Source organism: Streptomyces sp. NPDC051041 (assembly GCF_044456065.1).
GTDB classification, from domain to species: Bacteria; Actinomycetota; Actinomycetes; order Streptomycetales; family Streptomycetaceae; genus Streptomyces; species Streptomyces glaucus.
Genome location: NZ_JBITFM010000002.1, coordinates 35,237 through 47,501, shown reverse-complemented (window position 1 = coordinate 47,501; position 12,265 = coordinate 35,237). Strand labels below are relative to the sequence as shown.

Here is a 12,265-nt window from a genome sequence, read left to right as displayed (position 1 = left end):
CGGGGAGCCCGCCGGAGCCGGGGGATCGGGACGCCGGCGCGTCAGCGCGTCAGCGCGTCCATGGCGATCTCGGCCATCGCCTCCAGGGCGGCGCGGTCCGCGCCGCCCTGGCTGGAGACGCGCAGACCGGCGATGGTCGCGTTGAGGAAACGGGCCAGGGCGTCCGGATCGCGCACGGAGGTGATGCTGCCGTCGCGCCGACCCGCCTCCACCGCGGCCCGCAGGGCGGCGAGGCGGCGCGCGGTGTCGCGCTCCAGCAGGGCGGCGGCCGCGGGGTCCCGTGCGCCGAGTTCCACGACGGTGTTCACACCCAGACAGCCCAGCGCGCGCCCGGCGGCCGCCCGGCACTCCGCCTCGCCCTCGATCACCTGGGCGAGCAGTGCGCGGACCCGGTCGGCTGCGGGCCGCCCCGGCTCCTCCAGCACGGCCAGCTGGGCCGCCGTCATGGCGTCCAGGTAGCGGGACAGGGCCCGCTCGAACAGGTCGTGCTTGCTCTTGAAGGTGTTGTAGATGCTGCTGCGCCCCAGCCCGGTGGCGTCGCACAGGTCCTGGGTGGAGGTGGCCTCGTAGCCCTTCTCCCAGAAGGTGCGCATCGCCGCGTCCAGGGCCCGCTCCTCGTCGAAGGTCCTCGGTCGGGCCATGACGGGACCGTAGCAGTTTTGGATCGGTCAGTTCAATACTGGTGGGCCGCTCAATACTGGTGGGCCGCCGTCGGCGCGTCCGCCCCCGAGGGGCGGTGCGGCCCGGACGGTCCTGCCGGCCACGCGGCCGGTGACCGCGCCGGCGGCCGGTTCCGCGACGACGTGCCGCGCGGCGTCGTTCGCGTCGCCGTCGCGCGGGAAACCCCAGGGGTCGGCCCGGCGGGCGGTGAGGCGGCGGGCGAACGGGAGCGCGGGCCGGAGACGCCCGCGGAGGCCGAGGGGACGACGGGCTGTTCACCGCGCCGGGCAAGCGGCTGAAGCCGCTGCGGGAGCGGGCCGGGCTGACGCGGAAGGAGCTGGGGCGGCTGGTGGGGGTACGGGCCGGACGCCGTCTCCTCCATGGAGCGGGGGTGCGGATCACCCGGCCCGAGCCGCTGGGGAGGGGTGATCGGCCGGGCCGTGCCTCACGTCGCGTACAGGCTCTCCACCACCTGCGCGTAGTCCCGCAGGATCGCCTCCCGCCGCAGCTTCATCGACGGGGTGAGGTGGCCTTCCGCCTCCGAGAAGTCGCGGGGCAGGACCGCGAAGCGGCGGATGGTCTCCGGGCGGGAGACCAGTTGGTTGGCCTCGTCGACCGCGTACTGCAGGACCGCCCTCAACTCCTCGTCGTCGACCAGGAGTTCCGGGGGCACCGGATGCTTGCCGATCATGCGGCGCCAGTGGGTGAGGCCGGCCGGGTCGAGGGTGATCAGGGCCGTGATGTAAGGACGGCGGTCGCCCAGGACCAGGCACTGGGAGATCAGGGGGTGCGCGCGCAGCCAGTTCTCCAGCGTGGCCGGCGCCACGCTCTTGCCGCCGGTCGTGATCAGGATCTCCTTCTTGCGGCCGGTGATCGTCAGGTATCCCTCGTCGTCGAGGCTGCCGATGTCGCCCGTCGGGAACCAGCCGTCGACGGCGGCGGGCACCACGCCGCCCGCCTGGGGGTCCCAGTAGCCGTGCAGGACGTGCTCGCCGGAGACGAGGATCTCGCCGTCGGCGGCTATGCGGACCCGGGTGCCCGGCAGCGGCCAGCCCACCGTGCCCAGGCGGGGCTTGAGCGGGGGCGTCACCGTCGTCGCGGCCGTCGTCTCGGTCAGGCCGTAGCCCTCCAGGACCTGGATGCCGGCGCCGGCGTAGAACGCGGTCAGGCGGCGGCCCAGCGGGGAGCCGCCGCAGATCACGTGCCGGACGCGGCCGCCCAGGGCGGCGCGGATGCGGCGGTAGACCAGGGGGTCGTGGAAGGCGCGGGCGGTCTTCAGGGCCCGGGTCGGGCCGGGGCCCGTGCCGGCCTGCTGGGCCTCCAGGGCCTGGCCGTACCGTACGGCGATGTTCACCGCGCGGTCGAAGGCCGGGGCCCGGCCGCTCTCCTCGGCCCTGGCGCGCGCGGTGTTGAAGACCTTCTCCAGCATGTACGGGATGGCCAGCAGGCAGGTCGGCCGGAAGGCCGCCAGGTCCGTCAGGAGGTCCTCGGCCTTCAGGCTGGGCGCGTGGCCGAGGCGGACCCGGGCGCGGACGCACAGGACGGACACCATGCGGCCGAAGATGTGGGACATGGGGAGGAAGAGAAGGACCGACGGCTCCTCGTTCGGTCTGCCCCGGAAGACCGGATAGAGCAGTTCGGCCGCGTTGTCGACCTCGGCGAAGAAGTTGCCGTGGGTGAGGGCGCAGCCCTTGGGCCGGCCCGTGGTGCCGGAGGTGTAGACGAGCGTGGCGAGCATGGCCGGGCCCAGCATCCCGCGGCGCACCTCCACCTCGTGGTCGGGGAGCCGGGCGCCCAGCTCCGCCAGCTGTTCCACGTGTCCCTTCTCCATCACCCACACGTGCCGCAGGCCGGGGAGGTGGCCGAGTTCGGAGCCGATGGCGGCGGCCTGGTCGGACGTCTCGGTGATCAGGACCACCGCGCCCGAGTCGTGCAGGATCCAGCGGGTCTGGTAGACGGAGGAGGTGGGGTAGACGGGGACGGTGACCAGGCCGGCCGCCCAGGCGGCGAAGTCGAGCAGGGTCCATTCGTAGGTGGTGCGGGCCATGACGGCGATGCGGTCGCCCGGCATCAGGCCCTCGGCGATCAGCCCTTTCGCCACCGAGTTCACCTCGTCGGCGAACTGACGGGCCGTCACGTCGGCCCACCGCCCGTCCGGGGTCCGGCGGCTGAGCGCCACCGCGTCCGGGACGGCGTTCGCGTTCTCGAAGGGCAGGTCCGCGAGCGATCCGTGCCGCACCGGGGGCGCGAGCGGCGGTACGTACGCCTCCCTCACCACCCCGTCCAGCCGCAGCGTCTCCGGCTCCACGGGTCTGAGGTCGCGGGCGTCGTCGTAGGCGGCGGACGGGGCGAAGGAGGGAAGGGGGGTGGACACGGGCGGCTCCTGGGACGCGCAGCGGCGGACGGCTCTGCCGGCCGAGGTACGTGCCTCGCGTGCCGAGGCGTTCACCGGCGGTCCCACGCGCAAGGGGAGTCACCGCCGGTCAGGCTGTGGATCGTACGGTGCCCGGGTGGAGGGTTCGTGCGGATTCGAAGGTGGTCCGGGGACGGGGGTGTGCAACCTCGGGGGTTACGTGAGAGTAGGTTCCGTCCGCTTCCCGGTCGCCGCCCGCGCCGGGGCCGGCCCGCGTCCGGAACCCCGCCGGATCCCGGAACCGGGCCGACGCACGGGGGCCCGGCCGGGTACGAAACCCCGACCGGGCCCCCGGGCGTCGGCCATCCGTCAGGCAGCGACCGGCACCTGCTCCGGCTCCCGCTCCGGCTCCTCCACCGGCGAGCCGTGGGCGGTGTCGTACGCCTGGCGGTCGAGCAGGCCCTCGCGGGCCGAGACGAGGACCGGCACCAGGGCCTGGCCGGCCACGTTGGTGGCGGTGCGCATCATGTCCAGGATCGGGTCGATGGCCAGCAGCAGGCCCACGCCCTCCATCGGCAGGCCGAGCGTGGACAGGGTGAGGGTCAGCATGACCGTCGCGCCGGTGAGGCCGGCCGTGGCGGCGGAACCGACCACCGACACGAACGCGATCAGCAGGTAGTCGCCGACGCCCAGCTGGATGTCGAAGATCTGCGCGACGAAGATCGCGGCGATGGCGGGGTAGATCGCGGCGCAGCCGTCCATCTTCGTCGTCGCGCCGAACGGCACGGCGAAGGACGCGTACTCCCGCGGGACGCCGAGGCGCTCGGTGACCTTCTGCGTCAGCGGCATGGTGCCGACGGAGGAGCGGGAGACGAAGGCCAGCTGGATCGCCGGCCAGGCGCCCCGGAAGAACTGCAGCGGGTTGGCCCTGGCGACGCCGGCGAGCAGCGCCGGGTAGACGCCGAACAGGACGATCGCGCAGCCGACGTAGACGTCGGCGGTGAAGGTGGCGTACTTGCCGATCAGGTCCCAGCCGTAGGTGGCGATCGCGTTGCCGATGAGGCCGACGGTGCCGAGCGGGGCGAGGCGGATGACCCACCACAGGGCCTTCTGGAGGAGCTCCAGGACGGACTCGCTCAGGGTGAGGATCGGCTGGGCCTTCTCGCCGAGCTGGAGGGCGGCGATGCCGGCGACGGCGGCCATGAAGACGATCTGCAGGACGTTCAGCTCGGTGAACGGCGTGATCACGTCGGTCGGCACGATGCCGGTCAGGAAGTCGAGCCAGGAGCCGGTGTGCTCCGGCTTCGCCCCGTCCTTGGGGGTGAGGCCGGTGCCCGCGCCGGGGTTGGTGACCAGGCCGATGGCGATGCCGATGGTCACCGCGATCAGCGACGTGATCATGAACCAGAGCAGGGTGCGGGAGGCCAGCCGCGCCGCGTTGTTGACCTTCCGCAGGTTGGTGATCGAGACCAGGATCGCGAAGAAGACGAGCGGGGCGACGGCGAGCTTCAGCAGGCCGATGAAGGTCCCGCCGACCTTCTCCAGGGTGGTGACCAGCCAGGACAGGTCCTGGCTGCGCGCCAGCCAGCCGAGCAGGACGCCCAGGAGGAGGCCGGCGAGTATCTGGGCCCAGAAGGGCACCGCCAGGGACTTCTTGTTCGACTTCGTATTCGATTGCGTGTTCGTGGACACGGACATGCTCCGATGGGGACGCGTAGGGGGCCGACGTGGGGGACGTCCGGAAGCCGGCGGGCGGGGGCCGCCCGGAGGCCGGTGTGACAGACGGGTGGCGGGACGTCAGGGACGACAGAAGCGACGGGGACGACAGGTCGCGGACGCGCACCGGCAGAGGTCCACATGCAGGCGCGCCACGAGCGGAAGGCTCCGGGGCAGAGGGGACGCGGCTGCTGACATCACGCCCACGACCTTAACACTTGAACTTTGGGAGGCCCAAAGCCTGACTTTGACAGGCCGAAACACATCGGTGCCCGCACAACACAAAGCGCCCCGGTGTCCGGATGTCCGGACACCGGGGCGCCGTACGCCTGCGACGGGGTCGGGCCGCCCTACGAGGGCTGCTCCTGGGTCCGTCCCTGGGTCCGGGCCGCGTCGTCGGCGACGTCCTCCTGGCTGCGGTTGGCCTGCAGGTTCGCCTTCGCCCGGTCCACGCGCCGCACGATCTGCTCGGACGCCCGGTCGCGTTCCTTGCGCAGCACCACGAAGCTGATGGGCGCGGAGATCAGCAGGGCGAGCAGGACGATCCACAGGCCGTTGGAGTCCCCGAGGCCGCGCGGGGCGAGGCCCGAGTAGACGAGGCCCCAGACGACCACGAGGCAGCCCGCGAAGATCCCGAGGCGCATCAGCGTGTAGCGGAGCATCTCTATCCACTCTTCCGTGTAGACCGGCCGGAACGTTGCCGAAAGGGCACCGTCCAGTGAAGCACGCCGGGCCGCCGATCTTGACAGGGGGGCACGGAACAGGACGTACGGGACTCAGGTCAGCGGCAGCAGCATGATCACGTCGTCCCGGTCGTCGCCCGGGGCCACCCGGATCGCGCCCGGCACCCGGCCGACCTCCTTGTAGCCGCAGGAGGCGTAGAAGCGCTCCAGGCCGAGACCGCCCCGGCAGGTGAGCCGGATCGCCTCGACGCCGTCGAGGCCGCGGGCCGCCTCCTCGGCTGCCGCCAGCAGGTCACGGCCGTGTCCCCGGCCCTGGTGCCGGGGGTGCACCATCACGGTGTAGAGCCACACCCAGTGCGTCATCAGCCGGTGCGTGTTGAAGGTGAGGAACGCGGTCGCGGCCACCCGTCCCTCCTCGTCGTGGCCGACGAGCAGCCGGGCGCGCCCCTCCGCCATCGCCACGAGGTGCGTCACCAGCGCCGGCCGGACCTCCTCCCGCGTCACGGTCGGCACGAAGCCGACGGCTCCGCCGGCGTTGGTCACGTCGGTCCACAGATCGAGGAGGCCGTCGCGCAGGGCGGGGGTGACGGGGGGGTCGAAAGTGAAGGTAAGAGGCACGAGGGGAGAGTATCCCTTACGGAATTCCGTCCTCAACGGCGTCCCGCGGAGCGGACGCCTTCCCTCGGCCCGGCGCCCGGCGGCGGCCTCGCGCAGGGCCGCCGGGTCCGCGTGCGCGGGGACGAAGGGCGCGGCGTCGTAGGCGTCCTCGGGCGCCTTCGCGGTGGGCTACGCGGTGTGAGCCGGCCGGGCGGGTACCCGCCCGGCCGGCTCACACCCGCATCGGCTGGGGGGACTCCCGGCGCAGCGGGTCCGGGCCGTCGTACTCCCGGATGATCTCGTAGCGGGTGTTGCGCTCCACCGGGCGGAAGCCCGCGTCGCGGATCAGCTCCAGCAGGTCCTCGCGGGTGAGCTTGTTCGGCGTGCCGAAGTTGTCGGCGTCGTGCGTGATCTTGTACTCGACGACCGAGCCGTCCATGTCGTCGGCGCCGAACTGGAGGGCGAGCTGCGCGGTCTGCACGCCGTGCATGACCCAGAAGACCTTGACGTGCGGGACGTTGTCGAACAGCAGGCGGGAGACGGCGAAGGTCTTCAGCGCCTCCGCGCCGGTCGCCATCTGGGTCCGCGCCTGGAGCCGGTTGCGGATCTTGCCGTCCTTCATGTCCACGAAGTCGTGCTGGTAGCGCAGCGGGATGAAGACCTGGAAGCCGCCGGTCTCGTCCTGGAGCTCGCGCAGCCGCAGCACGTGGTCGACGCGGTGGCGGGGCTCCTCGATGTGGCCGTACAGCATGGTGCACGGGGTCTTCAGCCCCTTCTCGTGCGCCAGCCGGTGGATCCGGGACCAGTCCTCCCAGTGGGTGCGGTGGTCCACGATGTGCCGGCGGACCTCCCAGTCGAAGATCTCCGCGCCGCCGCCGGTGAGCGACTCCAGCCCCGCGTCGATCAGCTCGTCGAGGATCTCGCTCGCGCTCAGTCCGGAGATGGTCTCGAAGTGGTGGATCTCGGTCGCGGTGAAGGCCTTCAGCGACACGTCCGGCAGGGCCTTCTTCAGCTCCCGCAGCGACCGCGGGTAGTACCGCCACGGCAGGTTCGGGTGCAGCCCGTTGACGATGTGCAGCTCGGTGAGGTTCTCCGACTCCATCGCCTTGGCGAGCTTGACGGCCTCCTCGATGCGCATCGTGTACGCGTCCTTCTCCCCCGGCTTGCGCTGGAAGGAGCAGTACGCGCAGGAGGCCGTGCACACGTTGGTCATGTTGAGGTGGCGGTTGACGTTGAAGTGGACGACGTCGCCGTTCTTCCGGGTGCGCACCTCGTGCGCGAGGCCGCCCAGCCACGCCAGGTCGTCCGACTCGTACAGCGCGATGCCGTCCTCACGGGTCAGCCGCTCACCGGAGCGGACCTTCTCCTCCAGCTCGCGCTTGAGCCCGACGTCCATGCCGATACCTCTTTCCTCAGACAGACTCCGACCACCGTACGCCCAGCCGGTCAGACCTCTTCCGGCAGCTCACCCACCCGGTTCTCCCACTTGGTGGAGAGCACGATGGTGGTACGGGTCCGGGAGACGCCCTTCGTCCCCGACAGCCGCCGGATGATCCGCTCCAGCCCGTCCACGTCCGTGGCCCGCACCTTGAGCATGAAGGAGTCGTCGCCCGCGATGAACCAGCAGTCCTCGATCTCGGGCAGGTCCTTCAGCCGGTGCGCCACGTCCTCGTGGTCGGCGGCGTCGGAGAGCGAGATCCCGATCAGGGCGGTGACGCCGAGGCCGAGCGAGGCGGCGTCCACGGTGGCCCGGTAGCCGGTGATGACGCCGGCCGCCTCCAGCCGGTTGATGCGGTCGGTGACACTGGGTCCCGACAGGCCGACGAGGCGCCCCAGCTCCGCGTAGGAGGCCCGGCCGTTCTCCCTCAGGGCCTGGATGAGCTGCCTGTCCACCGCGTCCATGCGATCGAAGCCTTCCGATGAAGAGGTGTGAAGAGGTCCGAGAACTGCTCAGGGTGAGCTGTGGTGCGCTGCCGCTCAGGTGGTGCGGGATCCGCCGCCGAGCTCACCCTCCCAACGGCGGTAGAGCCGGTGCGGCACGCCCGCCGCGTCCAGGACGCGCCCGGCGACGAAGTCCACCAGGTCCTGGATGTGCGTCGCGCCCGCGTAGAAGGCGGGCGAGGCGGGCACCACGGCCGCGCCCGCGTCGTCGAGCGCCACCAGGTGCCGCAGCGTCCGGCCGTCGAGGGGGGCCTCCCGCACGGCCACGACGAGCCTGCGCCCCTCCTTCAGGGTCACGCTCGCCGCCCGCTGCAACAGGTCCTTCGACAGCCCGAGCGCGACCCCGGCCACGCACGCCGTCGAAGCGGGCACGATCAGCATGCCCTTGGCCGGGTACGACCCCGAGGACGGCCCGGCCGCCAGGTCGCCGGCGCTCCAGTGCCGGACGCCCGCCAGGTCCACCGCGAAGGTGTCCGGCTTGCCGTCCGCCCCCCGCGACAGCCACTCCCCCAGGTCGTCCCGCCAGTGCGCGTCGCGGAAGGAGATCCCGGTCTCGTCCAGCAGCGTGAGGCGCGAGGCCCGGCTGACGACCAGGTCGACACTCTCGCCGGCGGCGAGCAGCGCACGCAGCACGGCGGCGGCGTACGGCGTCCCCGACGCCCCGGAGACCCCCACGATCCAAGGCGTGCGCTGCTTTTGTCCTGCGTTCACGTCTTGAGCGTACCGGCGGGGCGGGGGGTGTTCAGGACCGGTCGGGGATGTTCGGCTCCGCCGGCGGGCCGCCGGCGGCGGTCACGGCCGCCTCCACCGGGTCCCGCACCCGGCGCCGGGCCGCGCCCCGGTCACACGGTCAGCCCGCGCACCAGCAGGTCCAGCAGCGCGCACACGAACAGGGCGATCCCGATGAAGCCGTTGACGCTGAAGAACGCGCGGTTCAGGCGGGACAGGTCGTGCGGGCGGACGAGGGTGTGCTCGTACACGAAGGCGCCCGCCACGATCACCAGGCCGAGCCAGAGGAGGACGCCGCCGTCGGTGATCAGCGCGTACCAGACGAACAGCGCCGTCGTCACCGCGTGGCAGACCCGCGCGCCCCGGATGGCCGCCGGTATGCCGAAGCGGGCCGGGACCGACTTGACGCCGATCTCCCGGTCGGTCTCGACGTCCTGGCAGGCGTAGATCAGGTCGAAGCCGCCGATCCAGACGCCGACCGCGAGGCCCAGGACCACCGCCTCCCAGGACCACGTCCCGCTGATCGCCAGCCAGCCGCCGATCGGGCCCATGGCCTGGGCGAGGCCGAGGATGGCCTGCGGGAAGTTCGTGAACCGCTTGCCGTAGGGGTAGACCACCATCGGGACCACCGCGACGGGGGCGAGGGCCAGGCAGAGCGGGTTGAGCAGGGCCGCCGCGCCCAGGAAGACCGCCAGCGCGATCAGGGCGCCCGTCCAGGCGTGCTTCACCGACATCGCGCCGGTGACCAGCTCGCGGTGGGCGGTGCGCGGGTTGCGGGCGTCGATCTCGCGGTCGATGATCCGGTTGACCGCCATCGCGAAGGTGCGCAGGCCCACCATCGCCAGCGTGACCAGCAGCAGCCGGCCCCAGTGGATGTCGCGGTCCCACTCGTACATCGCGGTCAGGGAGGCGATGTAGGCGAAGGGCAGCGCGAAGACGGAGTGCTCGATCATCACCAGGCGCAGGAACGCCCTGGTGCGGCCGGGCTGCCGCGGGATCGCGGCGGAGGCGCCGCTCACAGGCCGTACTCCTTCCAGCGGCGGTCCACCTTCGCCGCCGTCTCGGGGTCGGACTCGACCATGTCGGGCCAGCCGCCGTCGCGCGTGTAGCCCTCCTCGGGCCACTTCCGCGTCGCGTCGATGCCCGCCTTGCCGCCCCAGAACTGCTGGTAGGAGGCGTGGTCGAGGTGGTCGACGGGGCCCTCGACGACGGTGAGGTCGCGGGCGTAGTCGGTGTTGCCGAGGGCGCGCCAGGCGACCTCGTGCAGGTCGTGCACGTCGCAGTCGGCGTCGACGACCACGATCAGCTTGGTCAGGGACATCATGTGCGCGCCCCAGACGGCGTGCATGACCTTCTGGGCGTGCTTGGGGTACTTCTTGTCGATGGAGACGATCGCGCAGTTGTGGAAGCCCCCGGCCTCGGGCAGGTGGTAGTCCACGATGTCCGGGACGATGATCTTCAGCAGGGGGAGGAAGAAGCGCTCGGTCGCCCGGCCCAGCGGCCCGTCCTCCGTCGGCGGGCGGCCCACGACGATCGACTGCAGCAGGGGGCGCTTGCGCATCGTGACGCAGTCGATCCGCAGCGCCGGGAAGGGCTCCTGCGGGGTGTAGAAGCCGGTGTGGTCGCCGAAGGGGCCCTCGGGCAGCATCTCGCCGGGCTCCAGCCAGCCCTCCAGCACCACCTCAGCCTGCGCCGGGACCTGCAGCGGCACCGTCTTGCAGTCGACCATCTCGATCCGCTTGCCCGCGACGAACCCGGCGAACAGGTACTCGTCGATGTCGCCGGGCAGCGGGGCGGTGGCGGCGTAGGTCACCGCGGGCGGGCAGCCGAAGGCGATCGCGACCGGCAGCCGCTCCCCGCGCCGGGCGGCCACCTGGTAGTGGTTGCGGCTGTCCTTGTGGATCTGCCAGTGCATGCCGATGGTGCGCTTGTCGTGGCGCTGGAGCCGGTACAGGCCCAGGTTGCGGACGCCCGTCTCCGGGTCCTTGGTGTGGGTCAGGCCCAGGTTGAAGAAGGAGCCGCCGTCCTTGGGCCAGGTGAACAGGGCGGGCAGCCGGTCGAGGTCGACGTCGTCGCCGTGCCGGACGACCTCCTGCACGGGGGCGTCGCCGGACTTCACCTTCTTCGGCGGGATGTGCGTCATCGCGCCGAGCTTGCCGAAGGCCTCCCGGACGCCGACGAAGCCGTGCGGCAGCTCCGGCTTCAGCAGCCCGCCGATCTTGTCGGAGATCTCGTCGTACGACTTCAGGCCGAGGGCCTTCAGCAGGCGGCGGTCGGTGCCGTACACGTTCATGGCCAGCGGCATGTCGGAGCCGCGCACGTTCTCGAACAGCAGCGCGGGCCCGCCGGACTTCTGCACCCGGTCGACGATCTCCCCGACCTCCAGATACGGGTCGACCTCGGCCTTGATGCGCTTGAGGTCTCCCTCGCGCTCCAGCGCCCGGAGCAGGGAGCGAAGATCGTCGTAAGCCATGCGGTCCAGTATCCCCGAACGGCTACTCTGGCCCTGTACCTGGGGGTCGCCCCCCGCGACCCGGCCCGCCGCCCCCGTTCCCGCTGGAGAGTGCTCATGCTCCGGGTGCTGATGTTCCTCGTACCGCTGGCGCTGAGCGTCTACGCGTTCATCGACTGCATCAGTACGGACGAGGAGGACGTCCGCCACATGCCCAAGCCGCTGTGGGCGATCCTCGTGCTGCTGTTCCCGCTCGTCGGCTCGATCTCCTGGATCATCGCGGGCAAGCGGCGCAGCCCGGCCGCCGAGGGCTGGTCCGGCCTGCGCGCGAACCGGTCGCGGCAGTGGGTGGCGCCCGACGACAACCCCGATTTCCTGAAGTCCCTCGACGAGGGCAAGAAGGACGGCGAGGACCGGAAGCGGGACGAGTCCTGACCGACGGCCCCGGCCCCGGCCCCGGCCGCCGACGCGGCCGGGGCCGGGGCGCCGCCGGGCGTCAGGAGTCCCGGCCCGGCTCCCCGGTCCCGGGAGGCGGCGCGGCGGCGGAGCCGGCGGTGACCAGACGGACGTCACCGGCCCCCTCCGCCACCGCGACGGCGACCCCCGGGTCCACTCCCTCGACGGCGTAAGCGGCCAGCGTCCGCGGTCCCGCTCCGTCGTCGCCGTCACCCGGGGCGTCGTCGCACGCCAGGAGGGTGGCGGTGCCGATCGGCTCCCCGAGGGGGGCGTCGGTCCGCTCCCCGCCCAGGTACCTGCGGCCGTCGTACTCGACGACGTACGCGCACGACGACCCGGCGCCGCCCGAGCCGCCCGGCGGTGACGCACAGCCCGCGGACACCACGGCGGCGGCCACCGCCGGCAGCGCCCACGCGGTCCTGCTTCCGCCGTGCCGGAACAACCTCTTCATCGGTACGCCTCCTCCCGGAGCACCGGCTCCGGCTCCGTGGCCACACACCGGGGACGCGCCGGGTCCCCGAAAGGTTCGGCCGGCCGGGACCTCCCCCGCCACCGGCCTCCCGCGCGGGGCACCGCCCGGCGGGGCGGCGAGGTGCCCGGCGGTGTTCACCGCCGGCATCGGATCGCCGTTCGAGATGCCATCCGTTCCATTGAAAACGCGCGACACGCACCGTCATC

The 12,265-nt window shown here is 72.2% G+C and carries 12 protein-coding genes; 1 reads left to right on the top strand and 11 read right to left on the bottom strand.

Translation table 11 applies throughout. The annotated features are described in order from the left end of the window. Positions 1–41: 41 nt before the first annotated feature. The 10 genes from ACIBAI_RS03450 to ACIBAI_RS03405 form a co-directional block, all read right to left on the bottom strand. The gene (locus ACIBAI_RS03450; protein ID WP_399030767.1) at positions 42–641 is read right to left on the bottom strand and encodes a TetR/AcrR family transcriptional regulator; all 600 of its coding nucleotides are present in this window, start codon (positions 639–641) and stop codon (positions 42–44) included. Positions 642–1,105: 464 nt separating this feature from the next. Next, positions 1,106–3,034 (bottom strand): AMP-dependent synthetase/ligase, encoded by a 1,929-nt coding sequence (locus tag ACIBAI_RS03445; protein WP_399030766.1) that lies wholly within the window; start codon positions 3,032–3,034, stop codon positions 1,106–1,108. A gap of 348 nt (positions 3,035–3,382) precedes the next feature. Next, positions 3,383–4,711: a dicarboxylate/amino acid:cation symporter gene (locus ACIBAI_RS03440; protein ID WP_399030765.1), complete on the bottom strand. Its 1,329-nt coding sequence runs from the start codon at positions 4,709–4,711 to the stop codon at positions 3,383–3,385. 368 nt (positions 4,712–5,079) lie between these two features. Further along, positions 5,080–5,391: a DUF4229 domain-containing protein gene (locus ACIBAI_RS03435; protein WP_399030764.1), complete on the bottom strand. Its 312-nt coding sequence runs from the start codon at positions 5,389–5,391 to the stop codon at positions 5,080–5,082. A 114-nt stretch (positions 5,392–5,505) separates the two neighbouring features. After that, positions 5,506–6,030 carry a GNAT family N-acetyltransferase gene (locus ACIBAI_RS03430; RefSeq protein WP_399030763.1) on the bottom strand — a complete coding sequence of 175 codons (525 nt, stop codon included), beginning with the start codon at positions 6,028–6,030 and terminating at the stop codon, positions 5,506–5,508. 211 nt (positions 6,031–6,241) lie between these two features. Then, positions 6,242–7,405: an aminofutalosine synthase MqnE gene (gene mqnE, locus ACIBAI_RS03425; protein ID WP_399030762.1), complete on the bottom strand. Its 1,164-nt coding sequence runs from the start codon at positions 7,403–7,405 to the stop codon at positions 6,242–6,244. A 50-nt stretch (positions 7,406–7,455) separates the two neighbouring features. After that, positions 7,456–7,911, bottom strand: coding sequence for an Lrp/AsnC family transcriptional regulator (locus ACIBAI_RS03420; protein WP_344599651.1), 456 nt, complete (start codon positions 7,909–7,911; stop codon positions 7,456–7,458). Positions 7,912–7,986: 75 nt separating this feature from the next. Beyond that, the gene (locus ACIBAI_RS03415) at positions 7,987–8,661 is read right to left on the bottom strand and encodes a UbiX family flavin prenyltransferase (RefSeq protein ID WP_399030761.1); all 675 of its coding nucleotides are present in this window, start codon (positions 8,659–8,661) and stop codon (positions 7,987–7,989) included. A gap of 131 nt (positions 8,662–8,792) precedes the next feature. Continuing rightward, positions 8,793–9,698, bottom strand: coding sequence for a menaquinone biosynthesis prenyltransferase MqnP (gene mqnP / locus ACIBAI_RS03410; RefSeq protein WP_399030760.1), 906 nt, complete (start codon positions 9,696–9,698; stop codon positions 8,793–8,795). Then, entirely contained in the window at positions 9,695–11,152 is a 1,458-nt protein-coding gene (locus ACIBAI_RS03405) for a menaquinone biosynthesis decarboxylase (protein ID WP_399030759.1), read from the bottom strand. The genes mqnP and ACIBAI_RS03405 overlap by 4 nt, the downstream gene beginning before the upstream one ends. Positions 11,153–11,248: 96 nt before the next feature. On the opposite strand from ACIBAI_RS03405, the gene ACIBAI_RS03400 reads away from it, so the two are divergent. Further along, entirely contained in the window at positions 11,249–11,566 is a 318-nt protein-coding gene (locus ACIBAI_RS03400) for a PLD nuclease N-terminal domain-containing protein (protein WP_399030758.1), read from the top strand. A gap of 61 nt (positions 11,567–11,627) precedes the next feature. Here the strand turns inward: ACIBAI_RS03400 and ACIBAI_RS03395 are convergent, their stop codons facing one another. Next, complete coding sequence (locus tag ACIBAI_RS03395; RefSeq protein ID WP_399030757.1) at positions 11,628–12,038, bottom strand: DUF6281 family protein; 411 nt, start codon at positions 12,036–12,038, stop codon at positions 11,628–11,630. Positions 12,039–12,265: the final 227 nt, after the last annotated feature.

Coding starts and splice junctions, on each gene's coding strand:
- ACIBAI_RS03450 (WP_399030767.1), bottom strand. CDS start 641: ATGGCCCGACCGAGGACCTTCGACGAGGAGCGGGCCCTGGACGCGGCG.
- ACIBAI_RS03440 (WP_399030765.1), bottom strand. CDS start 4,711: ATGTCCGTGTCCACGAACACGCAATCGAATACGAAGTCGAACAAGAAG.
- ACIBAI_RS03435 (WP_399030764.1), bottom strand. CDS start 5,391: ATGCTCCGCTACACGCTGATGCGCCTCGGGATCTTCGCGGGCTGCCTC.
- mqnE (WP_399030762.1), bottom strand. CDS start 7,405: ATGGACGTCGGGCTCAAGCGCGAGCTGGAGGAGAAGGTCCGCTCCGGT.
- ACIBAI_RS03420 (WP_344599651.1), bottom strand. CDS start 7,911: ATGGACGCGGTGGACAGGCAGCTCATCCAGGCCCTGAGGGAGAACGGC.
- ACIBAI_RS03405 (WP_399030759.1), bottom strand. CDS start 11,152: ATGGCTTACGACGATCTTCGCTCCCTGCTCCGGGCGCTGGAGCGCGAG.
- ACIBAI_RS03400 (WP_399030758.1), top strand. CDS start 11,249: ATGCTCCGGGTGCTGATGTTCCTCGTACCGCTGGCGCTGAGCGTCTAC.
- ACIBAI_RS03395 (WP_399030757.1), bottom strand. CDS start 12,038: ATGAAGAGGTTGTTCCGGCACGGCGGAAGCAGGACCGCGTGGGCGCTG.